The sequence below is a fragment of the Ruegeria sp. J8 genome, assembly GCF_056531925.1.
The window spans coordinates 25300-49339 of the sequence record NZ_JBQFMR010000008.1 but is presented as its reverse complement, the minus strand read 5'-3'; the positions used below and the strand labels follow the sequence as shown (position 1 = coordinate 49339).

The window sequence follows — 24040 nt, the reverse complement described above, 5'->3', positions numbered from 1 at the left end:
TGAACCAATGGCGCATCAATGGCGACCCCCGAGGTACTTTTGAACAGAAGAAGTTCTGGGGATTAGAATTCGACGGGACCGTCAAGTTCATGAACTTGCCATGGCAGGCCGTGATTGTTCAGCATATCCATGAAGTCATCGGGGTCGAGTTGTTCCATGTTCCAAACGCCCGGCTCGCGCCAGTTGCCTTTCAGGACCTGTGCCGCGCCGATCATCGCGGGAACGCCGGTGGTGTAGCTGACGGCCTGGGAGCCGACCTCAGCGTAACATTCCTCATGGTCGCAGATGTTGTAGATATAGTAGGTTTTTTCGCCCGAGCCGTCCTTGGCCTGACCTGTGGCGATGTCGCCGATGCAGGCTTTGCCCTTGGTTTCCGCGCCCAGATCGCCGGGATCGGGCAGCAAGGTTTTCAGGAACTGGATCGGGATTATCTCTTTGCCGTCATGCATCACCGGATCGATGCGGGTCATGCCGACGTTTTCCAGCACTTTGGCGTGCATGATGTAGGCGTCGCCGAAGGTCATCCAAAAGCGGGCGCGTTCGATCTCGGGGAAGTGGGTGCTGAGGCTCTCCAGTTCCTCGTGATACATCAAGTACATGTTCTTGGGACCGATGGCGGGGAAGTCGAACTCGACCTTGTGGGTCATGGCGGGGGAGTGTTGCCACGCGCCGTTTTCCCAGTGACGCACTTCGGCCAGCACTTCGCGCAGGTTGATTTCCGGGTTGAAGTTGGTGGCGAATTCTTGATCGTTGCTACCGCCATTGGCGTCCAGCACGTCGATCTGGCGGATCGTGTCCAGCTTGTGTTTCTTGAGCCATTTGGCGAACACGCTGGTCACGCCCGGATCGAAGCCAGATCCGAGGATGGCGGTCAGGCCCGCCGCTTTGAAGCGCTCCTGATATGCCCATTGCCAGTGGTATTCGAACTTGGCCTCGTCCTCGGGCTCATAGTTCGCGGTGTCGATGTAGTGGATACCGGCCTCAAGACACGCATCCATCAGCACCAGATCCTGATAGGGCAGGGCGAGGTTCACAAGGATTTCCGCGCCGGTTTCTTTGATCAGCTTGACCGTGTCTTCGACCTTGTAGGCGTCCAGTTCGGCAGTAGCGATATCTACACCAACGCGGTCTTTTACGGCTGCGGCGATGGCGTCGCATTTCGATTTCGTGCGGCTGGCCAGAGTGATCTCGGTGAAGATGTCCGAGTTCATCGCCATCTTGTGCACGGCTGCGTGGGATACGCCGCCGGCGCCGACAACCAGTGTTTTGCCCATGGTCTGTCTCCTTCTTATTCGTAATAGGTGTAGCCGTTGATTGAGTCGCGATAGGCGCTCATCAGGGTTTTGCGGTCCTTGGCTTGCAGAGTACCGGTAGAGATCGCCTCGTCTACCATTTTGCGGAAGGCGGCAACACAGTCTTGCGGGTCGAACTCGACATAGGACAGGACCTGACTGATCGTGTCGCCCTCTTGCTCGTGCAGCAGGTCGAAGCCGCCATCGGCGCGCAGGTCGATGGTGACGACGTTGGTATCGCCAAACAGGTTGTGCAGATCGCCGAGCGTTTCCTGATAGGCACCGACGAAGAAGACGCCCATGAAGTACTCGCCGTCCTTGGGCAGGGAATGCACCGGCAAGCTGGGTGAGACACCGTCGGCCAGAATGAAACGGTCGATCTTGCCGTCGCTGTCGCAGGTGATGTCTGACAAGACGGCGCGGCGGTCGGGGGTTTCGTTCAGCCCTTGGAGCGGCACGATCGGGTGTAGCTGGTCGATCGCCCAGACATCGGGCAGGGATTGGAACAGCGAGAAGTTGCAGTGGTAGATATCGGCCACTTTCTCAAGCTGATCGTCTACATCCGTGTCCAGATCATCGCTTGCGGCCAGGGCCTTGAGGCGGGCCATCAACGACAGATAGATACGCTCGGCGCGGGCCATCTGGCGCAGGTCGACATAGCCGCGGCGGAACAGGGCGCGCAGCTCGTTACGATAGAAGGTGGCGTCGTTCCAGCATTCTTGCAGACGATCTTGGCTGAGGTATCCGTGAACGGCAGCAAGGTCCGAAACCAGATGGTTGTCGTCAGGTTCCACATCCGGTGCGGTCGGTGCATCGTAAAGCGTGCTTTCCAGCACGTTGAACACCAGCATCGAGGATGTCGCCACCACCGCACGGCCGCTTTCGGTGACCAGCGTTGGGTGGGCGATTTCGGCCTCATCCATCGCGTAGGCGACGGTCTCGACGACGTTGGCGCAGTATTCCTCGACCGTGTAGTTGATCGAGTTCTCAGCCGCTTTCTTCTCACCGGTATAGTCCACACCCATGCCGCCGCCGAGGTCCAGATGGGTCAGCGGTACGCCCTCGCGGGTAAGTTCAGTGTAATAGCGGCAAGCTTCGCCGACGGCGCGGCGCACATCGTTGACGTCCTGCACCTGCGATCCCAGATGCGAGTGCTGCAGCTTCAGGCAGTGCAGCAGCCCTGCCGCCTTCAGCTTGTCCACCGTGGCGACAAGTTGGTCCGTGTTCATGCCAAAGGCTGATCGGTCGCCCGAGCTTTCTTCCCATTTTCCGCTGATCTGGTTGGTCAGTTTCACCCGCACGCCGATCAGCGGTTCGATGCCCAGATCGTTATAGACCTCGATCACCGTGTCGGCCTCTTTCGGGCTTTCCAGAACGATGACGGTGTTGAAGCCGATCTTGCGGCTAAGGATAGCCAGCTGGATGAACTCGGCATCCTTGACGCCGTTGCAGACGATCAGTGCCTCGGGGGCCAGACGATGGGCCAGCGCCACAACCAGTTCGGGCTTGGAGCCCGCTTCCAGCCCATAATTGTATTTCTTCCCGAACTCGACGATCCGGTCGACGACCTGTGCCTGCTGGTTCACCTTGATGGGGAAAACACCACGATAGGCGCCCTTGTAGTTAACGCGCGCGATGGCATCGCGGAAGCTTTCGTTCAGATGCGCAATCTCGTGTTCCAGATACGAGGTTACGCGCAGCACCATCGGGGCCTTGATCCCCCGGTCGTCCAGATCGGACAAGATACCGGGCAGGCTTATTGCGGCGGCTTCGGGGTGTATCGGGTTGCGCAAACCGATCTCGCCCTGCTCTGTCACCTCGATGAGGCCCTTGCCCCATTTTTCAACCCCGTAGATGGAATGCGGTGCGTCGGGCGTCTGTTTCAATCAAGTCAGTCCTTAACGTAGGGTGCCGGTTTAGCGCCCGCCAATACGGCAGCAATTTGATTCGTCCAAGTGTAATCTATGTATCGCGAATTGCCGAATTTAGGCCAAGGTGCGGATTGGGATCAAGTGGTTGTCCCAATGGCATTTGGCGCGCGCCATGATGTGGGCACCCTCGGTGATCTCTCCGACCGCGCCGGTGCCTGTGGTAAAGACAAATCCCTGCTCGGCAGAGCCGATGCCGCAGACATCCTTCAAGGAATAGGCCGCAGTCAAATTGCCGGTTTCGACATCGAATTGATGCAGCGCGTTTCCTCGGGGGCAGGTGATGGCGACGGTTTTGCCATCACTGGCGAAAGCGATGCTGCCCGCGTAGCCCTGAAGGGTGCTCTGTTCTCTCTCGGGCGCGGTCAGCAGGCGCGGGGCCGTGCCGCGCCGGTGCAGGCCCAGCAGCGGCGGGTGCCGTGTTTTGTCCCCTTGCCATTGCAGCGCAAAGGCCACCAGGCCGTCGGGCCGGACAGCCAGATGGCGGATCGAGTTTCTGTGCAGCGCGCGCGGCAGTTCCTTTTGTTCTATAACCGCGCCAGAGTGGTCCAGATAGGTCAGGTTGGGGCGCATGACGGGCAGGTTCAGCTCGGTGCGCCCTGTTTCGGGGTGGGTTTCGATGCCGCCATTGGCCACAACAAGTGTTTGGCCGTCGGGCATCAGGCGCATGTCATGGGGGCCGATGCCGCCCGAGGGGAACTCACCCAATCGCGCGTAATCTCCGGTATTCCAGACGCCGATCACGCCTTGGCCTGCCTCATAGTCGTTTTCTGTGGTGTAGAGCGTCGCCCCATCTGCCGAAAACACGCCGTGGCCGTAGAAATGGCGGTCTTCTGGCGCGTCCAACCGGGCGGTTTGGGCTCCGGTTGCGCAATCGATCACCAACGCAAAAGTGCCCGGTCGGCGGGCAAATGCCACCGCCTGCGCGCGCTGAGGGTGCGCGGCCGCCGCGTGACCCCTTGCGGGCAAGGGCAACGTGAACAGGATACCTCCTCCAGCAGTCAGCCCCACCAGCCGGTAAAAGCCGTCGGGAAACAGGGCCGCCGCCAAGTAGTCGGGCGCGCCAACTTCCGCCCAACCGCCTATGGGCGTCATGCTGGTGGCGGCAAGCCCGACAAGAAAATGGCGACGGCTGGTCATGGTCAGTCACCGTCCAGTGCGTTGAACCCGGCGCTGATGCCCAGGGCAGGGCCAAGATCATTTGCGGCAATCTGGCGGATATCGTTGATCGACTGTTGCAGCGCCTCGATGCGTAAACGGCCCTGCGGGTTGGCCACGCTCGCAAATGCAGGGTCGTCCAAGGCTTGCGCGCGGGCAATCGCATTGTCGAACGCGCCGTCCATGTCTGCCGCAATGGCAGGATGATCCGCAGACAGGCGCATGGCCAGATCACGCAGAGTGATCAGCGACAGCTCCACATGGCGCAAGGACCGCGCAGACCGGCGCGCCTCGGCCCTCTTTGGACGGGGGCGGTCGAATGTGCCCAGCGGGCGTCCAAGGCGGGTCTCGGACGTGAATTGAAGGCTGGTGGACAGTGCCTTGTATAGCTCTTGCAGGGCTTCGTTTTCGGACCGATAGGGCCTGTCGCCGCCGGGTTGCGTCACGTGTTCGGCAAAGGGTTGCCAATCCCGGGCGATGGCCTTTGCGTTGCGGTCGATGTCAGTTGTGATCGCGCGGATTAGGGCGCAGCGATAGGGGGCTTGGCCCTGATCAGCAAAGGCGGGATCAAAGAGCATCATCTCCAGCGCGAAAAACCCGCGCCCGGCGATGGAGGTTTCGGCAAAGGCCTCGGGGCTTTCTACAACGGGGTCGCTGGTCGAGATCAAACCGCTCAGGGCCTTGGGCGTGAATCCCTTAGTGTCGGGCCAGAAGGCCAGCGCAAAGGCGCGGTCGTCCCGCTCGGACGGCCCGAACCGTAGGTGACTGACCAAAATCCAATCGTCGAATGCGCCATGGAATGCAGCCCGCAGGCCAGGTGATGCAGGATCGCATCCAGCCTGCGCGGTCGAGGCCAAAGTGGCGGTCGTCTCGGATAGTCTCGCATAACCGGGCAGAACGTGTGCGTCGACCACGTCCGTCAGAATCGCAGCACTGTCCTGTGCTGTGGCGGGCAGGGGCAAAGCCAAAGCAAGGGCAAGGAACAGCGGGCGCATCAGAGGCTCTCCAGAAAGCGGATCAGGGCGTCTCGGTCAAGCTTGGGCATCGACACAACCGTATCGCGCGCCGCTTGCGCCTCGCCCCCGTGCCACAGGATTGCCTCTAGCAGGGACCGCGCCCGCCCGTCATGCAGGAATTGAGTGTGGCCCGAAACCTGTTGGGTCATCCCGACGCCCCACAGCGGCGGCGTGCGCCATTCCCGACCCGTAGCGCGCGCCTCCGGGCGTTGGTCGGCCAGACCTTCGCCCATGTCGTGCAGCAGCAAGTCGGTATAAGGCCAGATCAGTTGGAAACTGTGTTCGGGCCGGTCCTCCATACGGTGCGTGACATAGGCGGGGGTGTGGCACAATGCACAGCCGGTCTGGTGGAAGACCTGCTTTCCGCGCAGCACTTGCGGGTCGTCTGCATCTCGACGTTCTGGCACCCCAAGATTGCGGCTGTAGAAGGCCACAAGGTCCATACCCTGCTGATCAATCTCGAACACACGGTCGTCGCCATCGCCATGCGGGGCATTCACGCAGTCCACCTGCAACTCCGTGCAGTCACCATGGGCCGCAGGGAACAGAGGGCTGGATATCCCGATGTCTCCGGCAAAGGCACCTGCCGATTGCTCCAAGATAGTCGGCATCCCAGCCTTGTAGCCGAACCGCCCCATCATCGGCGCATCGAATTCGGTCGACCACACAATGTTGGGGCGGCCTGAGATACCGTCCCCATCAACGTCTTCTGGGTCGGCCTTGGCCAGTATATCCCCGACCGGGATCGCTTCGAGCAGACCCAGCCCGATCATCTGCGGTGCCACACGTGGGCTGAGCATCGCCTGCGGGTGCAACGGCCCATAGCCCAGATCGGCGGCGGTATAGGTCGGTGCGCGCAACGTGACCGTCTCACCATCCAAGAGCTCGACAGGGACTTCCGTGTAGGTGATGTCCAGCCGGTATTCTGCCGGGTGGCCAGGCAGGGCGAGGTCCTGCATCTGGCCGCCGTAGTTTGGCTCTGGCTGCGTGGCGATATAGTCCGCGATCTCGGACTGGCCCGCCCCGCCAGGGATTGAGACGCGTAGGAACATCGACACCGCGCTGTCCTGTGGGCCATTCGGCGTATGGCCGCGCCCGTCCTTGATGTGGCACCGCTGGCACGACCGCGCGTTGTAAAGCGGCCCTAACCCGTCCGAAGCCAGCGTCGAAGCCGGCGACGAAACCCATAGCTTTTTGAACAGCCCGTTACCGACTTTGAAATCCAACTCCTGCTCAATCTCCAGGTTGCCCGACGGTTGCGAGAACGCATCTGCATCCGCGCGCAACCGCACGGTGGCCGCCCCTGCCGGCAGGTCCTCGAACCGTTGTGGCACGCTGAAATCCTCGGGCGCGGCGGTGACATCCGCGATCCGGGCGGCCTCGTCTTTGGTTCTGGGCTGGAAGTTGAGGTGCAGGTCCTGCAACCCGGTCGGGAAAGAGGGGGTGGCCGCCAAAGCAGCCACCGCTACGATCGAAAGCTTACTCGCCTTCGTCCATTTTCGATGCATTGAGATGCGCATAATTGGCTTCGCCAATCCTTTCATACAGATCAAGCTGCGTTTCGAGGAAGTCGATGTGACCCTCTTCATCGCTGATCAAACCTTCAAACAGGGACATGGTCACATAGTCCCCCGCCTCGCGGCAGTATTCGCGGGCCTCCACATACAGGGCGCGCGCGTCGTGTTCGGCTGCCAGATCACATTCCAGAGTTTCCTTGGGCGTCTGCCCGATGCGAAGTGGGTCCAGCTTTTGCAGGTTGGGATGGCCTTCCAGAAAGATGATCCGTTCGATCAGCTTGTCCGCGTGGCCCATCTCCTCGATGCTTTCCTCGCGACTTTTCTTGGCCATGTGACCAAGGCCCCAATCCTCCTGCAAGCGGTAGTGAAGCCAATACTGGCTGACCGCCGTCAGCTCATGCCGCAGGGATTTGTTGAGGTATTCTATGACTTTGGGATCGCCCTTCATGTGCTTTCTCCTGTGATGCTGCGGACCGCAATGTCCGAAGCTGCATGGGGATTTCCAGCTTATCGCTGGACCGCATCGTGTCTAGGAAAAGTGGCATGCATCCGCCACAATCCGCTGATTTTCCAAGGGCATGATAGATCTTGCCGGGGGTGATCACCGCATGGGGATCGGACGCGCGCATCCAATCGATCGCGGCATGGATGTCGGTGTCCGAGATATTGGTGCAATGGCAAATGATCATGGCAGAACGCCTTTAGCTGTTTATTCTGACTATAATAGTCGGTTAATTACTGAATGTCCTGCGGCAAACCGTCTGCCAGCCCTCAAAAACCTGCGAGGCGACTATGAGATGCCGCCTCACAGGTGCGGGATCACTGGAAGACTGCGTTGGGGTTGTCCAAACTGTCCGAGCCTTCAAAATCGATCTGATCCAGCTCCAGCTTGGTGACGATGCGTTCGATGGTCTTGGTCTGATCGATCAGGCCGTTCACGCCGCCCATGATCAAGGCCTCGCCACCTGCATTGCCGCGTTCCAGCATCTGGTCATAGGCGAACCCAGCCTCGGCTGTCGATTTGATCCGGTCTAGCGCTTGCATCGTATTGGCCAGCTTCACCTTCATCTCGGCATCCAACGCCGGGTCGGTCGCAGTGACAAGATCAGACAGCGATGCGCCCGAGATCGGAGTGCCGTCGATCCGGGTGTAACTGCCCAGATAGACATTCTGGATGCCCAGGCCATCGTAATAGTGGCTGTTATGGGTGTTGTCCGAGAAGCAATCATGTTCCTCTTCCGGATCATTCAGCATCAGGCCGAGGCGCATCCGCTCACCGGCCTGTTCTCCATAAGACAGCGAGCCCATGCCGGTCAGAATTGCGCTGACGCCTGCGGCCTCGTTCTCGGTCAGTGCCAAGCGCGCATCACCGCCTTCAACCCATTGTGCAGCCATCCAGTCTAGATCGCTGACCAACAAATCGGTCACAGCGCGCAGATATTCTCCGCGACGGTCACAATTCCCGCCGGTGCAATCCGCGCCACGGGCATAGTCTGTCCACGGGCGGTTTCCGGCCCCGGCGCCGTGGCCGTTCAGGTCCTGCCCCCAAAGCAGAAACTCGATTGCATGATAACCGGTGGCTACGTTCGCTTCGATTCCATCAGCCTCATGCAGGGTTTCGGCCAGCAGTTCGGGGGTGATGTGGCTGGCATCGATGGTTTGGCCCGACAGGGTAAAGCTGGGGTTCGCGATGATGTTCAGCGCGGCGAATTCGTTCTCGTCCGATGGGCCGCCATAAGTGGCATCCACATAGTCGATCAACCCTTCATCCAACGGCCACGCGTTCACTTTGCCTTCCCATTCGTCGACAATTGGGTTTCCGAACCGGTAAACCTCGGTCTGCTGATAGGGCACGCGCGCGGAAATCCACGCTGCCTTGGCCGCCGCCAAAGTCGCGTCCGAAGGGTTCGCGATCAGGGCATGCACCGTCGTCTGTAGCATTTTGGCGGCGATCAGGCTGTCATTGTATTTCGCTTGGGCGATATTGGCGTAGGTGGCGAGGATGTCGGCTTTCGAGGGGGTCTCGGCCGCGGACGCATTGGTTGCAACGCACAGCGCCAGCGCGCTGGCAGCAGCATGGAATCTGGTCATGGGATCAGGTCTTTTTTGTTAATTCAGAGAGGTCGGCGCACCTGATTGGTGCTGGCTGACAAATAACTGAGTGAATTGGTCGTCTATGTCAACCTGAGTTTTTTAATCAGGTATAAATTCCACGCTGATACCCAAGACAGATGATGCACAGATACTGGTCGGTCGAACCGAACGCAGCGAGTCTGTGGTCCAAAACTGTTTGGGGAACGAGAAAGCTGAGGAGGGGCTTGAATCCCGTTGCGCGGATCATGACCGAGTTCTGGTACGATCCGAGAGTTCGCAGGCCGCTACATCCGACATCGTCAACTTATTGGCGACGGTGAGTTTCTGGCGGGCAAACCACCACAAAGCGCCACTCCCAACCACACGGGATTTGTCACCCAAACGCCACCCAATCCCCAAAAGCGGACAACTATATTCCGCATTGCGAAATCAAACTTTCAAGGGGTTTTGGGTGATCCTGCGCAATGTTTGCAGCGGATCGCTGTCAGCCGCTTCGAGGGATTGTGACTTTATATCCGGTCTTGAACTCATTCGGCATACGTGTCGGACGTCCAGTTGTCAGATTGGTACACACATAGTCTGATCTGGCGCGCAATATCGTTTTGCTGTCACCCAATCGGATCATCTGAAACAGGCGACTGCAACGCAAACGCTCATCATTCACCGAGAGCCAGTTGTACACGACGATCTCATCATCCAAAAAAGCGGAGGACAGATAATCGATCTCGTGGCGCACTGCGGCCATACCGCGATTCAGGTCGAGGCAGGCTTGCTCGGTCAAACCGACATGCCGCGTATGTTCCCAAACGGTAGCATCCATCCATTTCAAATAGACAGCGTTGTTTACGTGGTGGAAGCCGTCCAGATCGCCCGCCGTGACCTTGAACCGTTTCCAGAAGGAGTTTGGATAATCTGCAAGTGAGGATATGTCTTCGTTCATTGCGCGAAATACACCATTGTGAGTCTAAAATGGAGAACGTGAAGAGGCCTTTGACGAGCCTACTCTGACAACCATAAGGAACGCCCTATTGTCCATTGATCCCTTCAAAGAACGGCAAGACATCTATTTGATTGCCTGAGTTTGGTTGCGAAACAACCACGGCTTTAGCAGCAGAGTTATGATTGGCATTATCAGATATGTCATCGACACAACCTGAATTGTGACGATGCTGAGCGTCTGTGCCCAACGTGGCCAACCAGTCATGAAAGGAACGAGGAAAACCTGAAGCGCAAAGACAAGGGCAAAGATCACAACGATCAATACAACAGCCATTTTATGGCGTGGTGGTGGAACGGCTGCAGGGATCTCGGGCATATCGAACCACACTTCGAGACCGGTCTCGCTTTTGCGATCTGCATCGCCATCGGATATCCCTTCCAGCTTGGCAATCCACTCGGATCGCTCGGGCGAGGTTTCCCAGGCGGCAGCATGTTCGTAATTATCGAAACGATAAATCATGACGTAGCGTCCGCCAGTCTTTTCGGAAGGGCGCAAAATGCTTAAACCTTGTTGCCCCTCGAAATGCGATGCAGCCTCGGCTATGCCTCGGATCCAATCCTCGAAATCGGCCTCGCGCCCCGGCACGACGCGACGTGAAACAGAGATCGTTACGGGGTTGTTGTCCGTGTCTCGGTGATGTGTCATGTGATCAGTCATTGTGAGCCAAGTTTCCTGCTATGAGGCGCGTGAACGACCTTTGGTCAGCCGAAACGCAGCGCCTCTGCGGTTTTCCTAAACCAACATCAATCTGTGTAATTGCAAAGTGGACCCTCGCATCGCTGAAGATCCCTGATGTCTTGGTTTTCAAGAGCTCGAGATGCTTTCAAGCTCTCGTTCCACGAGATCCAACCGGTCCTTGCCGAAAAACATTTCTTCTCCGACAAAGAAGGTGGGGATGCCGAAGACACCACGCTCGACAGCTGCGCTGGTGTTGTTTTTCAAGCGCTCTTTGACCGCATCTTCATTGGCACGCTCCAACAGATTTTGACCGTCGAGTCCTGCATCGTTCATCGCCGAGACAAACACGTCCGGATCATCCATTTTGAGCCCCTTTTCCCACATTGCGGCCATCCCTGCCGTGATGTAGTTGCCTTGGAATCCGTCAACCTCAGCGGCTGCCGCCGCCCGCATCATAAGCAACGTGTTAACCGGGAAATGGGGGTTCATTCGGAACTTCGACAGCTTATGCCGGCGAATAAACCGTTCGAACTCCACGCGGTCGTAATCCAGCTTACCTTTGACGTCCCGGAACATGAGAAACGGAGACTGATTGCCTGTCGCTTTGAATATCCCGCCCAAAAGACAAGGAATGTAGTTGAACGACGCGCCGGTTCGGGTCTTGATGTCATTGACCAGGCAATGGGCCAGATAGGCGTTGGGGCTGCCGAAATCGTAGATGAAGTCTACCTGAGCTGTCATGGTTCGCTCCAGTTACCAGGTTTCTTTCCAGGGACGCAGGTCCATCTCATGCGTCCAGGCCGTACGGGGTTGTTTGTGCAGCATCACATAATTCTGCGCGATATGCTCGGGGTTCAGAATACGGTCTTCCTCGCGCATCTGGTCCACATCCGGGAAATGTTCGCGGATAAAATTGCTGTCGATGGCCCCGTCGATCACCGTATGGGCGACGTGGATGTTTTTTGGCCCCAACTCGCGCGCCATGGACTGCGCCAGCGCCCTCAGCGCGTGTTTCGCGCCCGAAAAGGCCGAGAACCCGGCATTGCCACGCATACTGGCCGATGCTCCGGTGAAAATGATCGTCCCGCGTTTGCGCGGTAGCATCCGGGCGGCGACCTCGTGACCCATCAAGAACCCGGCGAAAGCGGCCATCTCCCAGACCTTGCGATAGACGCGCGGGGTGGTCTCGGTGATGCCAAAACGCACATTGGCCCCGATGTTGAAAACGGCGACCTCGATTGGGCCAACCTCCTCCTCGATCTTACCGATCAGATTGTGCATCTCGGTCTCATCCCGTGCATCAGCGGGATAGGCGCGGGCCTGATGACCCTCGTCGCGGATTGATTCCGCCAGCGCCTCAAGAGCATGGGCATGGCGGTCGCGGCGAACGACACAAGCGGTTAACCCCTCGCGGGCAAATGCCCGGGCGATAGCAGAGCCTGTGTCATCGCCAGCTCCGATTATCAAACATGCACCATTGGGGTTCTGCATCTCGTTCTCCTCAGTAGCTCAACATCCGGTCAGCCGTGACCGCGAAACAAACCGCGCAGCAGATGGATCGTAAATCGAGCCTGGCTGGGCAGATAGCCGCTGGATTTCGGCAGATCGTCCTGCGCTTCACGGACCCAGTGATTGTAAAAGATGTGGAAATCGGGTGAAGGTAGGTCTGACTGTTCGACAATCCGGGCCGAGGGCACCAAAATCAGTTTTGGAAACAGCGGCACGTTCAATTTTTCCAGTGCCGGGTTGCCGCATGCTGTGCATCTGCCACGCGCCAGCAAAGGCGGCTGCTTCAGGCTTTCGTATACAATTTCACCACACCCGGCCTGGTCCACGTCCGCAGCACGAAACAGCAGGATATCGCCATATTCGGCATCGTTGAACCGCTGGCAAATGGTGCAGTGACAGATCGCCCTAAGCAGCGGGCGACCTTGTGTTTTGAAGTGAACCTGCCCGCAGCTACAGGTGCCGTTGGAATGCGTCATCTAACTCTTCCTTGTTGCGGGCAGGGTTCCGTGAGATCAGGCGCGGACCTTTTTGACCGCTTTGCCGTTTTTCCAGAACCGGTACATCACGCGCAGCGCCGGCCAGACACCGTCCGCTTTGGTCTGCACCTTCTTACCTTGCGAGATGCGTTCGATCTGCATGGTGTACCAGCTGATCTCCATGATCGCCATTGCGTCGATCTTCTTCAGACCCGAACGGATGGGCGCAACATGCGATACGTGCTTGGGGTTCTGCAGAACATGAGTGCCGAACTTGGGATCGACGGCGAAGGGACGGGCCACACCGGCCATATCCAGAGCGCCGGTTGCCAGAGCTTCGCTCATGCCCTCGGACGAGCGGAAACCGCCGGTCACGACCAGAGGGGTCGAGATCTGGCTTTTGACCTTTTCGGCATATTCCAGGAAATATGCCTCGCGCTTGAGGGTGCTCTCCTTTTTGACTTCCTGCTTGCCCTTGCGGTTAACCGGGTTTTCCCAGCTGCCGCCCGAGATTTCGATCAGGTCGATGCCCAGACCGTCCAGACGCTTGGCCACTTCGATCGAGTCTTCCTCGGTGAAACCGCCCTTTTGGAAGTCGGACGAGTTGATCTTGATGCCAACGTTGAAACCGGGGCCGGTACGGGCGCGGACGCGTTTGTAGACCTCTTCGACAAAGCGGAAGCGGTTGTCAAAACTGCCGCCCCATTTGTCTTCGCGGCGGTTGTGATGCGGCGACAGGAACTGGCCGATCAGATAGCCATGCGCGCCGTGCAGCTGAACGCCGGTGAAACCTGCCTCTTCCAGACGGGCGGCGGCTTCGGCGAACCGGTCGATGATGTCCTCGATCTCGGAATCGGACAGCTCGCGCGGGGGGGCGAACATCTCATTCGGGATTGGCACGACCGAAGGTGCAACCGGTGCGTCGTTGACCATTTTGGGCGACTGCTTGCCCGGGTGGTTCAGCTGCGGCCAGATATGGGTGTTGGTCGCCTTGCCGGTGGCCGCCCATTTGCGCAGCAGGTCCATGTTGCTGTCCAGCAGCGCATCCACGACCAGCGGTTCGTTCATGTGCTTGCCGTCAACCATCATGTTGCCGGTGATCAGCAGGCTCGCGCCGCTATGGGCCCATGCCTCGTACAGCGAGACGTGGGCAGGTGTGACTTTACCGTCCGGAGTGGCCAGAGCTTCGTTCATCGAAGCTTTGCAGATCCGGTTGCGCAGAACCGTTCCCGATTTCAGCGTCAGGGAATCCCCAAGCGTTGCCATTTCTGTGTTTCCTTGATTCGTCGTTTCGATTTTCTGAGCAGCAACCATTGGTCTTTACTCCTGAATATTGCGGCGCCGGAAGCGCATCGCCTGAAGCTTTTTCAGGCTGTTGAACATGAAGTTGTCCCAGGGCGGGGCAACAAAAGCAGTAGCGTTGATGCGGCCTTTGCGGACCACGCCCTTTGCTTTCGAGAAATTGCGGAAGCCTTCTTCACCGTGATAGTGACCCATGCCCGACGGACCGATGCCGCCGAACGGGATGTCATCGGCCATCACATGAGACATGGTGTCGTTGATGCAGGCACCACCCGCATGGGTGCGGGCCAGAATGTCATTGGCGCGGCTCTTATCCCAATCGAAGTAGTAGAAGGCCAGCGGACGCGGGCGGTCATTGACGTAAGCCACAGCTTCATCAATCGAGTCGTAGGGGATCACCGGCAGGATCGGGCCAAATATCTCTTCGCGCAGCACCAGCATCTCTTCGGTCGCGCCCAGGATCAGGGTCATCGGCATCTTGCGCGTGTCGTTGAAATGCTCACCCTTGGGGTTGATGGTGATCAGCTCGGCACCTTTTGCCTCGGCGTCTTTCAGATAGCCTTCAAGGCGGGTTTTCTGACGGTCGGTGATGATCGCCGTATAGTCCTGATTGTCGCGCAGGGTCGGGTAGGCTTTGCTCATCGAATCCGCAAACGCGGTGCAAAAGGCGTTCACCTTGTCGCGCGGGCACAGGATGTAATCGGGCGACACGCAGACCTGACCGGCATTGATGCCTTTGCCGAATGCAATCCGGCTGGCGGCTTCATCAATCGGGAAGTCCTTGTGGATGATGACCGGCGATTTGCCACCCAGCTCCAGCGTAACCGGCGTCAGGTTGTCGGCAGCGGCCTTCATCACGATCTTGCCGACCTGAGTCGAACCGGTGAACACCAGATGGTCGAACGGCAACTTGGTGAACTCAGTCGCGACTTCGACACCACCGGTGACAACGGTTACTTCGTCCTCAGAGAAGATATCGGCGATGATTTCTTTCAGCAGATCGCCCGAGGCCGGTGCGAATTCCGACGATTTCAGCATCGCGCGGTTGCCCGCGGCCAGGGCGCCTACCAGCGGCGACAGGGCCAGGAAGATCGGGAAGTTCCACGGCACCACGATGCCAACCACGCCCACGGGCTGATATTGCACCTGAATGCTGGCAGGCATCAGGGTCAGCGGCGCGTGGCGGCGCTGCGGTTTCATGAACTTGCGCAAGCGCTTGCGGTAAAAGGCGATACCGTCCAGCAGCGGCATGATCTCGGCCAGTTCGGTTTCAGCCGCCGAGCGGTTCGAGAAATCCTTGCTGACCGCCGCGATGATGCGCGCCTTGTTGTCGATCAGCGCGTTGTGCAGCTTGTCCAGACGCCGCACCCGAGCCGCCCGGTCGGGCATGGGATAGGCCAGATAGGCCTTTTTCTGAGCCAGAAGCAGAGCCTCGAGATCAGGCGTTTCCGATTTAACGGGTGTCAGGTGCGGTGCGGACATTGTTAAACCCTCCTGGATTTAAATGTAATCAGTTACGGGGCCAATCCCCATTGCGGCATGGGTGGCGTTCTTGCGCTCAAGCCAGTCGGCTTCGTCGCCTGGGAAGGGCAGAACCATACCGCCTTCGACCACCCAGTTAGATTCGATGCCGATCAGCGTGACCAGCACCTTGCTTTTTTCCAGCTGGGCCGCCTCGGAGATACGCGTGTGCATCTGCTCGTTCAGTTTTTCATAGAGACCAGCGGTCCGGTCACCGCCCATGCGGACGTTGCCGTTCACGCCCAAAACAGTTCCGCGTCGCATGCTGTAGCCGGTCATGAAAACGACGTTCACGAACTCGGACGGCGCGCCAGTTAGGCCGCAATGCACATCGGTGATGACCTGCGCGATGTCAAATCGGATCTGCTCGGGGAAAGGTTTCTTGGATGCAAGAGTATAGAGCGGCATATCAATTCCTCTCCTATTGATTGAACTGCGTGATCAGCACGCCGTGGCGCATTTTTGAGATCATCGCGCGCGAAAACAGCTTGAATAGATAGGTAAAGCGTCCCCAAGGCGACAAGCGTGTCAGGTTGCCTTTCAGAATGTCGCCATAACGGGACTGGTCGAATGCACCCACAGACACCTGATCCGGGTGCTGACCGGTGATTTTGCGCCAGCATCTATCGACCTCCAGCATGAAGGCTTCGCGGCGTTGCGTTTCAAACCCGTCCGGCACTTCCATCGAGACAGTCGACGAGCGTGACCAACGGCGATCCGTGATCGTGTGCTGTTTGGCAGCGACGTTCCAGATGATCGTCAGTTTGTCGTCGCATACGTGCTCGACATAAAGCTTGCGCACGACTTCCTCGAGCGCTTTGATCTGCTCGAGTGAGATCTGACCTTCCTGAATGGCAATGAGTGATCGCATAACATCCTCCTGCCCGGTAATTTCGGTTTTTGGGGATCAATTTTCGATGATGACAGCGGACATCTTTTTGACATTATCGGCCACAGTGTTTAGGTTCAAAACATGCAAAACGCGTCCCTGAAACGATCACCGGGCAGCATCCGCATCCTGTGCGAGGAAGCAGCAAAATATGGTGTAACTCCCGAACAATGCCTGGAGGATACCGGGCTGGTCACTTTCGATCTCTACCAGAACGAGGCGACTGTGACGCTTGGGCAAGAAGTTGCGGCGATAGAAAATTTCATCAAGTACGCGCCTGACCGCCCTGGAATGGGAATTGAAATTGGTCGCCGCTACAGACCCGAAGTCTTTGGCATTTGGGGATATGCTATTTTGAGCAGCCCAACTCTTCGTGCTGGACTAAAAACGGCTATTGATTTCGCGAACCTGTCGTTCGTGATCGCCCGATTGCGTCTAAACGAGCTCGAAGATCCACCTGCCCTAAATTTGGATATCAGCGGTCTGCCAAAGTCAGTCGAGAGTTTTGTGCTGGAAAGGCACCTGACGGTTGTTAGCAACTTCACCTCGCAGTTTCTGCCCAGGTTTTCTATGTCGCGCGTGGTCTTTGAAACCACGCTGGATAATCCGGCGGTCGCGTCCGCAATAAAAACTGAACTTGGAATCAGCGTCACGCTGAGTTGTCGGAGAAACTCGATCATCCTCCCCCAAAAGCTTCTTGATATGCCCTTGCCGCAGCACAACCCAGCAACGATGGAGAATTGCCTGAGGCAATGCCGAAGCCTACTAAACCTGGAAAACTCCGATATTCCGGAAATGACGGCGCAAGTCCGCGAAGCCACTTTGTTGGAAATCAACAACGATCCAACAATCGTTTCAATCGCTTCAAAGCTAGGGACAAGTGAACGCACGTTGCGCCGTCGTCTTGCCAAGGAGGGGACAAGTTTCAGAAAGATCCAGACAGAGGCGAAACTGGCAATTGGGCATGAGTTGCTGAGCACGGCCGGCCTGGATGTTTCAACCGTCGCTTGGAGAACTGGCTATTCGGAGCCATCCAGCTTCGTAAGAGCCTTTACCAAAAAATACGGCTACTCGCCCGGCAGTTTGAAACATTCATCCCGATATGGAGACAACAAACTGACGTGCTAACAGTGGCAACGTCAATTGTTGGTTTCTGCAAGCGTTGCCGCTGATCGCGCCAGTAAGTCTACAAGCCACCCGTGACCCGGATCAGTGTTTCGGCTTTTGTGCCAGTATAGGCGCACCTCGATTTCTGGATAGTCGAACGGAAGGTTGTGCGAAACCAGCGAACCGGCGTCGACCAAGGGTCGGGCCAAACGGGTGGGGACTACAGCAATAAGGTCGGTTGCGGCAACGACTTCAGGGATGGAAACAAAACTCGACATTTGCAGAGCGATATTGCGAGCCGGAAGCGAGTTTCCCAACAAAAACTCCAAAGGGGTAGTTCGTCGACTGTTCTGGCTGCGAACAATACCAAACCTTCGCACCAGCGAAACATGTGCCAGCGTTTGAAACTCTTCCAGCGACACTCCTGTTTTTGCGCATGGATGATCGGCGGCACTGATAAGCGTAAGCGACTCACGCAATATCAGCAGCGAGTCAAAGTGGTCTTCCGGCATAGGCGTGTAGTCAACCGCGTATCCCAATCTTCCATCCTTGAGACGCACAGGAGTTTCATCCAGGTAATCTGGATGTACCCTCCACTTTAGATTTGGCGCCTGCTTTCGGGCTTCCCTCATCAATACGGGCCCCCAGATGTGTTCGACTGCATGATTCATCGAGACATCGATGGTTCGGGAAAACGTCTCTGCAGAAAACTCCTGGTCTTCGAAACTGCTTCTGATCTGTACGAGCGCAGGGGCAACCTTGGCATGCAGATCAAGTGCGCGTTGCGTCGGCTTTAGACCTCGACCGGTGCGAACAAACAACTCGTCATCGAATCCCTGTCTCAGTCGTTTGAGCGCGTTGCTGACAGCAGGTTGACTCATGTTCAGACGTTCTGCCGCCTTGGACAAGTGCTGTTCTCGCATCAAAATATCGAAGACTGGAAGCAGATTCAGGTCGTGATTTCTTAGCATTAGCTTAGTTATTTTCCAGAGTGATAATATCCTTAAGTAATATAAATTAGAAGCTATATCAAATCTGCATATTCTGACTGGCAACTTTTGGTTAGGGAGGACCCAGTTATGAATGATGAAGCAAGAGAGAAGTTTCGAGCTAAGTACCGCGCAGGCGTAAGCCCAAACTACAGCGGTCTGCTGCACCTGTCTGTCGTTGTGATCGGCGCAGGATCTTTGATCTGGTGGGGTACGACCAAACTGGTGGATTTTAAGCTCTACCAACTTTGGTTCGTTGTCGCGACCTATGTCGCCTATAATCTGGGTGAGTGGGCATCTCATAACTATTGGGGGCATCACAAAACAAAGCTTTTCAAGCTGTTTTATCAGCGTCACACAGGCGACCATCACACCTTTTTCGTGGATACGGACATGGAATATCAGATGGTCCTGGATTGGCGCGTCGTGATCTTCCCGATCTATCTGCTCGTTTTGACCACGGTGGCAATTTCAATCCCCGGAGGTCTGGTGTCCTACTTCCTCTTTGGGGGTAACTACGGCTATCTGTTCTTCATCACGATGACCTCTTGCTATCTGCTGTATGAAGTCCTGCATTTTAGCTACCACCTGCAGCGTGGTTCGGTCACCGAACGCATTTTCCGACTTATCCCCGGTTGGACGTACCTGCGTTTGTTTCACACTGTGCATCACAATCGCGACGTGATGGTTGAGGGCAACTTCAACATCACTCTGCCCTTGTTCGATTGGATTTTCGGCACGCTCTATTTCGACGCAAATGACCAGCAGAAACCATCGGATAATGGTGCGAACCCGCAGCCTCAGTAACCGAGCAGTCGCAGTTTAAGGCGGCGGGGAATTGCCCGTCGCCTAAGTATTGCTGAGCGTTTGAAAATTCAGGATCTCCTATGCCTAAATCAGACCCGCGCCCTTTTGGTCAACGGGTGGCCATGTGGCTCATCAAAAGTCCAACGGGGCTCAAAATCTCAGCCCGCGGCAGAAAGAAAGCAGCGGAAAAACAGCTTGAAAACGCGGTCAACGAAACGGTCATGATTCCGCGCCGGGATGGAACCGGTGAAGTTCGTGTACGTATCTACAAGCCCACCAATTGCAAGGGTCCGCTGCCCATTGTGGTGTTCTTCCATGGTGGTGGATACGCGACAGGCTGGCCGGAACGCCATCATGCATTATTTCAACGCCTGATGGCGTCGCGCCCCTGCATCATCGTAGCACCGGCATTCCGGCTATCGGTTGAGGCACCTTACCCAGCAGGGCACGACGATTGCTATGATACGCTGCTCTGGGTGCGTGATCATGCCAAGCAATTGGGCGGCGATGCGGACAACCTCATCCTGGCCGGGAACAGTTCGGGCGGTGGGCTGGTTCTGTCGACGGCATTGCGCGCGCGGGATTCCGGAGACGCAAAGATCGCGTTCATGATGCCTTTTTATCCAATGATCGACGACCGCGCATCCAACTGGACAAAGCTGCCAAAGAACAAGATCACATGGACACGCGAACACGGGGTGCTCGCCTGGCATTTGTTGCTGCGAGAACTACGAACGCAAAAGCGCTACGATATCTCGCCCTACGCTGTTCCGGCGCGCGTCAAAGATGTGTCCGGTCTGCCACCTAGCCTTGGTTACGTGGGTGATCTGGACATCTTGCAGGCCGAAGCCGAGGAGATGGCCGATCGCATGAAGCGAGCGGCTTGCAGCGTAACTTTCCGCACATTCCACGGTGTTTTTCACGCCATAGAAGACAGCGCTCCGCAAACGCCCCAAGCTCTCGAACTCAACGATTGGGTTTCCACTGAATTCGCTCGCATGGTGGATAGCTACTGCTCGGAATAGCCTGCAAATCAAACGCCGATTGTTCGTCAGGGCGCATCTTTGGCCGAAAGTGTCAAACAATTGACCGATGCGACGCTATTGCGAAGCGAGCCCTTTGGCCATTTTGGTGACAGGGAGGAATGCGATGCAGTTTGACTACGTGATTGTTGGTGGGGGATCAGCAGGGTGTGTGCTGGCCAACCGTCTGTCGGAAGATCCGAATGTAAGTGTGTGCCTGCTTGAGGCGGGCGGCGGCAACGGAGACAGCATATTGGTTCGCATGCCGGCCGCTGTTGTGGCCATGCTTCCGGGTAAGCCATTCAAGATCAACAACTGGACTTTTGAAACCGTCGAGCAGCCGGGGCTGAATGGCCGTAAGGGGTATCAGCCGCGCGGTAAGGTTCTGGGCGGGTCCAGCGCGATCAACGCCATGTTGTACGTGCGCGGTCAGCGCGAGGATTATGACGAATGGGCGAATCTGGGCTGCGATGGCTGGGATTGGGACAGTGTTCTTCCCTATTTCAAACGATCAGAAAATAACGAGCGTGGCGGCGACGACATGCATGGTGGGGCTGGTCCGCTGCAGGTTTCGGACCAGAAAGAATCTCGCCCGGTGACGCGGGACTTTATCGAAGCCGCTAAGCAATTGCAGATTCGCGAGCGCGAGGACTTCAACACCGGCGACAATGAGGGCGTTGGCTATTATCAGGTCACGCAGTTCCACGACAAAGCCAAGAATGGCGAGCGGTGCTCGGCCGCAGCGGCCTATCTGTTCCCGATCATGGACAGGCCGAACCTGACTGTGATCACCAAGGCGCATGCCAAAGGTCTGACCTTTGACGGCAAACGCGCGACAGGTGTGGTTTACAAGGAAAATGGCAAGGGCCGCGATATCGAGGTCAAAGCCACGCGCGAGGTCTTGCTGTGCAGCGGTGCGCTGAAGACACCTCAGTTGCTGCAACTGTCCGGCATTGGTGACCCGGCAGATCTTGAAAAGCACGGGATCGAGGTGCGACACAACCTTCCCGGTGTGGGCAAAAACCTGCAGGATCACATGGACTTCACGCTGGCCTACAAATCGGCTGATACCGACAATTTCGGCATTGGCCTTTTGGGCGGCATGAAGCTGATGGGTCACATAAACCGCTGGCGCAAAACCGGCGTGTCGATGGCAGCCACCTGCTTTGCCGAAGGCGCGGCTTTTCTGAAAACCTCGCCTGATCTGGATCGCCCCGACGTGCAGCTTCATTTCACAATTGCGCTGGTCGATGATCACTCGCGCAAGCTGCACTATGGCTACGGCTTCAGCTGCCATGTCTGCAAACTGCGCCCCGAAAGCCGGGGCTCGGTCACGCTGAACAGCGCCGATCCTTTCGCCATGCCCGCCATTGATCCGGCCTTTTTGGCCGATGACCGTGATCTCGAAACGATGATCAAAGGCGCGAAACTGACGCGCGAGATTCTTGAGGCTCCGGCGCTGGCGAAATACCGCAAGAAAGAGATGTTCGGCACCGAAAACGCAAAGACAGACGCGGATTGGGAACAGCACATCCGATCGCGCGCAGACACGATCTATCACCCGGTTGGCACCTGCAAAATGGGCACCGATGACATGGCCGTGGTTGATCCGCAGCTGCGGGTACGTGGGCTTGAGGGGCTGCGCGTAGTCGATGCGTCGATCATGCCGAACCTGATCTCGGGCAATACCAATGCGCCCACCATGATGATCGCCGAAAAAGCCGCCGACATGATTAAGGCTGCAAGCTAACGCAAAACTGCGCGCCGATCGCGGTGCGCAGGAACAAGAGGAAAGAAGATGAGCATCAACGTTGTTCTGAAAAACATGGATGAGATTCTGGCGTTCGAACAGACACCTCTGCAGGATCGCACTCTGCCGCAGACCACCTATGAGGCGCTGCAAAAAGGGGCGGCCATCAACCCTGACGCGCCTGCGCTCAGTTTTTTCCTGAGCGCCGCCGCGATGCGCACGCCCTATACGCTGACCCACGGGCAGCTGCTGGCGCGTATCACTCAAACCGCCAACGCGCTGCGTCGGATGGGTTTGGGTCGTGACGATGTGGCGGCCTTTATCCTGCCCAACATGCCCGAGACGCATTTCGCCATCTGGGGTGGCAGTGCGGCTGGTGGCATTCTGGCAATCAACCCGTTGATGGAAGCCGATCAGATGGCCGATCTGCTGAAAGGCGCGGGCGTCAAGATTCTGATCACGCTGGAGCAAACACCGGGCGTCGATATCTGGGAAAAAGCCAGCGCTGCGGCCAAGGATGTGCCCTCGCTGGAGCATATCCTGCTGGTCAACTTCGCCACCTATATGAAAGGCGATGGCGGGTGGCCCGATACACTGCCGCTACCGCCCGTCTCGGCCACCATCGAAGGCCGCGACGATGTCACCCTGACCCGCCTGCTGGACGAGATCGCAGGTGAAAATGCCGATGGTCTGGATTTCGAAGGCCCCGGACCCGATGACACCTCGACCATGCTGTGTACCGGTGGCACCACCGGCCTGCCCAAGATCGTGCGCCGGACCCATTTCGGCGAGGTTTATAACTCGTGGTGCCCCAGCCTGTACGTTGGTGCCGAGAATGTTGGCCCCGGCACCGCTGCGCTGTGTGGTCTGCCGCTGTTTCACACCAACGCTATGCTGGTGACAGGTCTGTTGCCCTGGATGCATGGCGGCCACGTCGTTCTGGCCTCTCCCTCAGGCTATCGCGGCGATGGTGTGATCGCCGGGTTCTGGGACATGGTCGAACATTACGGCATCAGCTCCTATTCTGGCGTGCCGACCATCTATGGCGCTCTGCTGCAAGTGCCACATAAGGACAAAGACCTCAGTTCGTTGCGCTTTGGGGCCTGTGGTGCCGCACCGATGCCGGTCGAATTGTTCAACACCTTCGTCAATGAAACCGGCGTCAAGATCATTGAAGCCTATGGCATGACCGAGGGCGTTCTGGCCTCGTCCATGAACCCGATCATCACGGACAATCCGCGTATCGGCTCGATCGGTCTGCGCTTCCCTTATCAGGACATGAAGATCGGCATCCTGAACGACAATGACGAATTCGTTCGCTGGGCCGATGTGGATGAGGCCGGGGTGATCTTTATCACCGGACCGAACGTGTTTGACGGCTATCTGATCGAAAGCCAGAACAAAGGCATCTGGCTGGAGCAGGACGGCAAACGTTGGTTCAACACCGGCGATCTGGCCCGCTGCGATGCCGAAGGGTATTTCTGGATGACCGGCCGCAAGAAAGAGCTGATCATCCGCGGCGGCCACAATATCGACCCCAAGATCGTCGAAGAGACGATGCACAAGCACCCTGCAGTGGCCATGGCTGCCGTAATCGGCCGTCCCGACGCCAAGGTGGGAGAGGTTCCAGTGATGTACTTCCAGAAGTCCGCGGGTATCGATGTGGATGTGTCCGATCTTGCCGCCTTTGCGCAAGAGCATGTCTCGGAACGTGCGGCGGTGCCGAAAGACTTTATCAGCCTCGACGCCCTGCCAGTGACTGCTGTTGGTAAAATCCACAAGGTCACGCTGAACATGATGGAAATCGAACGCACCATCCGTGAACTGGCGGGTCAACACGCAGCCGAAATCGGATCACTTGAGGTGGTGCAGGATTCGAGCCGCGGCATTGTTGCAAAACTGGCCCTTTCCAGCGGTGAAGACGCCATGCGTCACGCTTTGGGGCAGTTCACTTTCACCGTGGATATGTAAACCACTCACCCAAC

Annotated in this window: 23 protein-coding genes; 5 read left to right on the top strand and 18 right to left on the bottom strand. The window is 57.3% G+C overall.

What is annotated here, in order from left to right:
* Positions 1-62 precede the first annotated feature (62 nt).
* The 17 genes from ACR0L1_RS16610 to ACR0L1_RS16530 form a co-directional block, all read right to left on the bottom strand.
* Positions 63-1274 carry a saccharopine dehydrogenase family protein gene (locus tag ACR0L1_RS16610; protein ID WP_170790736.1) on the bottom strand — a complete coding sequence of 404 codons (1212 nt, stop codon included), beginning with the start codon at positions 1272-1274 and terminating at the stop codon, positions 63-65.
* 14 nt (positions 1275-1288) lie between these two features.
* Positions 1289-3178 (bottom strand): biosynthetic arginine decarboxylase, encoded by a 1890-nt coding sequence (gene speA / locus ACR0L1_RS16605; RefSeq protein ID WP_170790738.1) that lies wholly within the window; start codon positions 3176-3178, stop codon positions 1289-1291.
* Between the two features lie 99 nt (positions 3179-3277).
* Entirely contained in the window at positions 3278-4360 is a 1083-nt protein-coding gene (locus ACR0L1_RS16600) for a DUF1513 domain-containing protein (protein ID WP_480859926.1), read from the bottom strand.
* 2 nt (positions 4361-4362) lie between these two features.
* On the bottom strand, positions 4363-5373 hold the full coding sequence (locus tag ACR0L1_RS16595; RefSeq protein WP_480859924.1) for an imelysin family protein: 1011 nt from the start codon (positions 5371-5373) through the stop codon (positions 4363-4365).
* The gene (locus ACR0L1_RS16590) at positions 5373-6902 is read right to left on the bottom strand and encodes a di-heme oxidoreductase family protein (RefSeq protein WP_480860065.1); all 1530 of its coding nucleotides are present in this window, start codon (positions 6900-6902) and stop codon (positions 5373-5375) included. Before ACR0L1_RS16590 ends, ACR0L1_RS16595 begins: the two co-directional genes overlap by 1 nt.
* Positions 6874-7359, bottom strand: coding sequence for a bacterioferritin (gene bfr / locus ACR0L1_RS16585; protein WP_170773884.1), 486 nt, complete (start codon positions 7357-7359; stop codon positions 6874-6876). The genes ACR0L1_RS16590 and bfr overlap by 29 nt, the downstream gene beginning before the upstream one ends.
* Positions 7307-7600, bottom strand: coding sequence for a (2Fe-2S)-binding protein (locus ACR0L1_RS16580; protein ID WP_170790743.1), 294 nt, complete (start codon positions 7598-7600; stop codon positions 7307-7309). Before ACR0L1_RS16580 ends, bfr begins: the two co-directional genes overlap by 53 nt.
* 130 nt (positions 7601-7730) lie before the next feature.
* On the bottom strand, positions 7731-9002 hold the full coding sequence (locus tag ACR0L1_RS16575; protein ID WP_480859922.1) for an imelysin family protein: 1272 nt from the start codon (positions 9000-9002) through the stop codon (positions 7731-7733).
* 487 nt (positions 9003-9489) lie between these two features.
* Positions 9490-9945: an acyl-CoA thioesterase gene (locus tag ACR0L1_RS16570; protein ID WP_170790747.1), complete on the bottom strand. Its 456-nt coding sequence runs from the start codon at positions 9943-9945 to the stop codon at positions 9490-9492.
* 123 nt (positions 9946-10068) lie between these two features.
* A complete protein-coding gene (locus ACR0L1_RS16565) occupies positions 10069-10650 on the bottom strand; it encodes an antibiotic biosynthesis monooxygenase (RefSeq protein WP_480859920.1) in 582 nt (193 codons plus the stop codon).
* A gap of 159 nt (positions 10651-10809) precedes the next feature.
* Entirely contained in the window at positions 10810-11424 is a 615-nt protein-coding gene (locus ACR0L1_RS16560) for a DsbA family protein (RefSeq protein ID WP_480859918.1), read from the bottom strand.
* Positions 11425-11436: 12 nt separating this feature from the next.
* Positions 11437-12174: an SDR family oxidoreductase gene (locus ACR0L1_RS16555; protein WP_480859916.1), complete on the bottom strand. Its 738-nt coding sequence runs from the start codon at positions 12172-12174 to the stop codon at positions 11437-11439.
* Between the two features lie 29 nt (positions 12175-12203).
* Positions 12204-12668, bottom strand: coding sequence for a GFA family protein (locus tag ACR0L1_RS16550; RefSeq protein ID WP_480859915.1), 465 nt, complete (start codon positions 12666-12668; stop codon positions 12204-12206).
* Between the two features lie 36 nt (positions 12669-12704).
* Positions 12705-13934 (bottom strand): NADH:flavin oxidoreductase/NADH oxidase family protein, encoded by a 1230-nt coding sequence (locus ACR0L1_RS16545; RefSeq protein WP_170790752.1) that lies wholly within the window; start codon positions 13932-13934, stop codon positions 12705-12707.
* 54 nt (positions 13935-13988) lie between these two features.
* On the bottom strand, positions 13989-15452 hold the full coding sequence (locus tag ACR0L1_RS16540) for a coniferyl aldehyde dehydrogenase (RefSeq protein WP_480859912.1): 1464 nt from the start codon (positions 15450-15452) through the stop codon (positions 13989-13991).
* A gap of 18 nt (positions 15453-15470) precedes the next feature.
* Positions 15471-15899 (bottom strand): 4-oxalocrotonate tautomerase, encoded by a 429-nt coding sequence (locus ACR0L1_RS16535; protein ID WP_170790754.1) that lies wholly within the window; start codon positions 15897-15899, stop codon positions 15471-15473.
* 13 nt (positions 15900-15912) lie between these two features.
* Positions 15913-16362, bottom strand: a complete 450-nt coding sequence (locus ACR0L1_RS16530; protein ID WP_170786859.1) for a hypothetical protein — start codon at positions 16360-16362, stop codon at positions 15913-15915.
* A gap of 102 nt (positions 16363-16464) precedes the next feature.
* Between ACR0L1_RS16530 and ACR0L1_RS16525 the strand changes: the two genes are divergently transcribed.
* Entirely contained in the window at positions 16465-17508 is a 1044-nt protein-coding gene (locus ACR0L1_RS16525) for an AraC family transcriptional regulator (RefSeq protein ID WP_170790756.1), read from the top strand.
* 11 nt (positions 17509-17519) lie between these two features.
* Here the strand turns inward: ACR0L1_RS16525 and ACR0L1_RS16520 are convergent, their stop codons facing one another.
* Positions 17520-18458 (bottom strand): LysR substrate-binding domain-containing protein, encoded by a 939-nt coding sequence (locus ACR0L1_RS16520; protein WP_480859909.1) that lies wholly within the window; start codon positions 18456-18458, stop codon positions 17520-17522.
* 108 nt (positions 18459-18566) lie between these two features.
* On the opposite strand from ACR0L1_RS16520, the gene ACR0L1_RS16515 reads away from it, so the two are divergent.
* From ACR0L1_RS16515 to ACR0L1_RS16500, 4 genes are all read left to right on the top strand, one after another.
* Positions 18567-19283 (top strand): sterol desaturase family protein, encoded by a 717-nt coding sequence (locus ACR0L1_RS16515; RefSeq protein ID WP_480859908.1) that lies wholly within the window; start codon positions 18567-18569, stop codon positions 19281-19283.
* An 80-nt stretch (positions 19284-19363) separates the two neighbouring features.
* Positions 19364-20308, top strand: a complete 945-nt coding sequence (locus tag ACR0L1_RS16510) for an alpha/beta hydrolase (RefSeq protein WP_480859906.1) — start codon at positions 19364-19366, stop codon at positions 20306-20308.
* Positions 20309-20432: 124 nt separating this feature from the next.
* A complete protein-coding gene (locus ACR0L1_RS16505) occupies positions 20433-22055 on the top strand; it encodes a GMC family oxidoreductase (RefSeq protein WP_480859904.1) in 1623 nt (540 codons plus the stop codon).
* A 48-nt stretch (positions 22056-22103) separates the two neighbouring features.
* A complete protein-coding gene (locus ACR0L1_RS16500) occupies positions 22104-24026 on the top strand; it encodes an acyl-CoA synthetase (protein ID WP_480859902.1) in 1923 nt (640 codons plus the stop codon).
* Positions 24027-24040 lie beyond the last annotated feature (14 nt).